We start from the raw sequence: 2,631 nt of genomic DNA, 5'->3' as shown, positions 1-2,631 counted from the left end.
TGGCGCTCGGCGAAGGGCTGACCATGATCGGAAAGCTCCTGGGTCACACGAAGGTGGAGACCACCGCGCGGTACGCGCATCTGGCGCGGGAGTCAGTGCGCGAGTCCGCCATCCGCGTATCCGACAGCATCGCCGCCGACATCCTGAAAGGATACCCGATTGGCGGCGGGGACCAAGCCCCGGCCAGGGAAGCGACCTGACGCCGGGGCCGGGCGTAAACCTCTCAAGAGTCCTGTTACCGTTGCGGCTCCGACCTTCGCAGTGGCGGCCACCACCGAGCCCGCATGGCCTCGTGAATGTCGTCGGCCAGTTGCTTGCCTGTTGCGGATTCAGGGCAAGAAGTTAGTCGTCCAGCCACACCGTAGTATTCCCGGTCCGCCTCCTCCACGATGATCTTGTTGACGCGGATAAGCGGGTCCTCCGACAGGATGTCCTCCTCGCGCAACTCGTGCACAACACTCAGGAACGCGGAGATAAATTATCAGTTGGCGGAGCGGGGCTCGGGGTACAGATTCGTGCGGCGGACGCTGGTGCACTTGGGGCATCACGGGCTAAGGAAGGGAAAGAAGGGGCGGTTCACACGGCCGATCCGGCGGCATCGGGAGACGGGGCAGGTGGAAGACGGACGTGGGACAGATGTCAAGGCCACACAACAAGGGCGCTGATGCCGCCGAGCTGTTTTGGTGTCGGCGTTTCGAGCGTCTGGCGGGGAAATCCAAGCGGCATCATCGATTGTTCGTCGGGCATCGAGTTCCGCCAAGAGCCTGGCGGCGTTTCCCTGGCGCATTCCCACAACTGTTCCGATCCGACGAATCCCATCCACAGCATCCGGGTGACGGACAACTCGGCGTGGCCATTTCGATCGACGGGCAGGCCGGGCCGGCGTCTTCACGCAGCTGCGAATCTGCCCTGTAGTCGGCGCGGTGTGGGCAGTGTTCCAGCGCGGACAACAAGGGAGTCTACCACGACACGAGCATCAAACACCCTGGCCGGCACGTCGACGAGCACGCTTTCCGGTTGAATGATGGCGCATGTGACAACAGACGATGGACCGGATCGCCGCTACGCTTCTTGGGGTTCAGGGGAACGTCTTGAGGATCAGCCGCGGATTGAACACAAGGTCCCACGGGTCGTGCACGGCCTTCATCGGGTCCGTCTCCACGGTACCCCTCATTTCTTCAGCGTCTCACTACCCGGGTGTTTCATCGATCTCCCCACCGCAAGCATTCACCGAGATGCTTGCATTGCGTGATCCTCCAGCGCTCACATCGTTCCGTGTGCGGAGGGTTCCCCCCTCCACCCGCACGGCGATTCCCTTCTGGCCGGTACTGTTTTATCTGTCGTCGCTCCTTCTCCTTCAGAAGTCCATACGCCTCTTTTGTAAAACACGGAACAATGGCCTTCCAAACTGGAATCCACTCTACGTCTGGGAAGTCATCCCTGTGTTGTGGAATCCTTTGTGCCAAATTGCTTGTTTGGCCTATATACCAGGGTTCTCCATTGTCTATTCGGATCAGGCGATACAGTCCTGGTTCTGGCGGGGGATCACCTTGCGAATGTCTTCCAGGCCGGAATAGTCGCCGCGGCGACTCTCGGCAGTCGCGTTCAAAGAGTTGCAGTGCTCTATCGAGAAACCGTTTGAACCGCTCCATGAGGTGTTTCCTTCACCGGCTCAGGTCAATTCATTTGGATACTACACAGTTTGAACTTCGCCCGCTCCGGACACAAGGACAATCTCGATCCCTACATCGCGACAGCGTCCAGACATCTTGTTGGCGACCTTTATGGTGTCCGGATGCAGAGGGACCGCGGCAATCAAACGGTCCGCAGGGTCCGGGCCGTCAAGGAGCATACCGACTGCTTCATAGAGGTGCTTGCGCAGTCTCGATTTTTGTCCCGAATGGCGTGTGTTGATGATGCCTCCCTTCGCTTCCACCACGACACGTTGACCCCCTAGCTCTGCCAACACATCGCCCTGACCTGACACAAACCTGACGTCAACCGTTTGGTCCTGGCGAGTGTATGTGCCAGCGTCGCCGGTCTTCTCTTTCGCATCGGTTTTCTCGAACCCCTCGCTCTCCAGCCAACGGCGCATGTTGAACTGCTTGGCGTGCATTCCATCAGGACGTAAACACACCTTTTTCGCGCCCGAGTTGAACAGCCAACGTGCCATGGCCAGCATCACAGCTGGTTCATGTAGATGCTGTTCGAGCTCTCCTTCACATTTCCCTGCCCTACCTTTCGGCGGCGACTTTTCTGTGATGAACGTCATCAGCATTCCTCTTGATGAAAGTGCTCCCTGGTTCAGGATCATGGCCCCCGCGATCCAAACACGTCGAAGAGAGTATCGCAAAAACTCTGCATCTCACCCTTCTCGTAGGTCGCGTCAGCCCACGACTCGGCGCGGACGCGGACATCGTTCCACGAGAGGCGATCAGGCTGTTCTGCCCGTCTTGAACCCTCCAACTCCAAGTTCAGACGAATAGTACATACATTTGTCGTCTTCAAACTCAGCTTCCGTAGACACAATCAGCGCGTTTGAACACCTGAGTGGCATGACTATCCCAAGTGCACCATTCCGCGAGGTCGGACCAGTTCAGGCACAGGTCAAAGTAACCCAAGGTTCCCGCC

Annotated in this window: 2 protein-coding genes; one reads left to right on the top strand and one right to left on the bottom strand. The window is 58.5% G+C overall.

Annotation, left to right across the window (positions count from 1 at the left end; genetic code table 11):
• Positions 1 to 200, top strand: a 200-nt coding sequence (locus OXF11_17030) for an integrase (GenBank protein MCY4488801.1), incomplete at its 5' end; no start/stop codon positions are given.
• A gap of 1,493 nt (positions 201 to 1,693) precedes the next feature.
• Here OXF11_17030 and OXF11_17025 read toward each other — a convergent pair.
• The gene (locus OXF11_17025; GenBank protein MCY4488800.1) at positions 1,694 to 2,314 is read right to left on the bottom strand and encodes a hypothetical protein; all 621 of its coding nucleotides are present in this window, start codon (positions 2,312 to 2,314) and stop codon (positions 1,694 to 1,696) included.
• Positions 2,315 to 2,631: the final 317 nt, after the last annotated feature.

It is taken from the genome of Deltaproteobacteria bacterium (assembly GCA_026712905.1).
Taxonomy (GTDB): Bacteria; Desulfobacterota; Binatia; order UBA9968; family JAJDTQ01; genus JAJDTQ01.
Note: the sequence above shows the minus strand (reverse complement) of the source record. Positions and strands in the feature narration are given on the sequence as shown.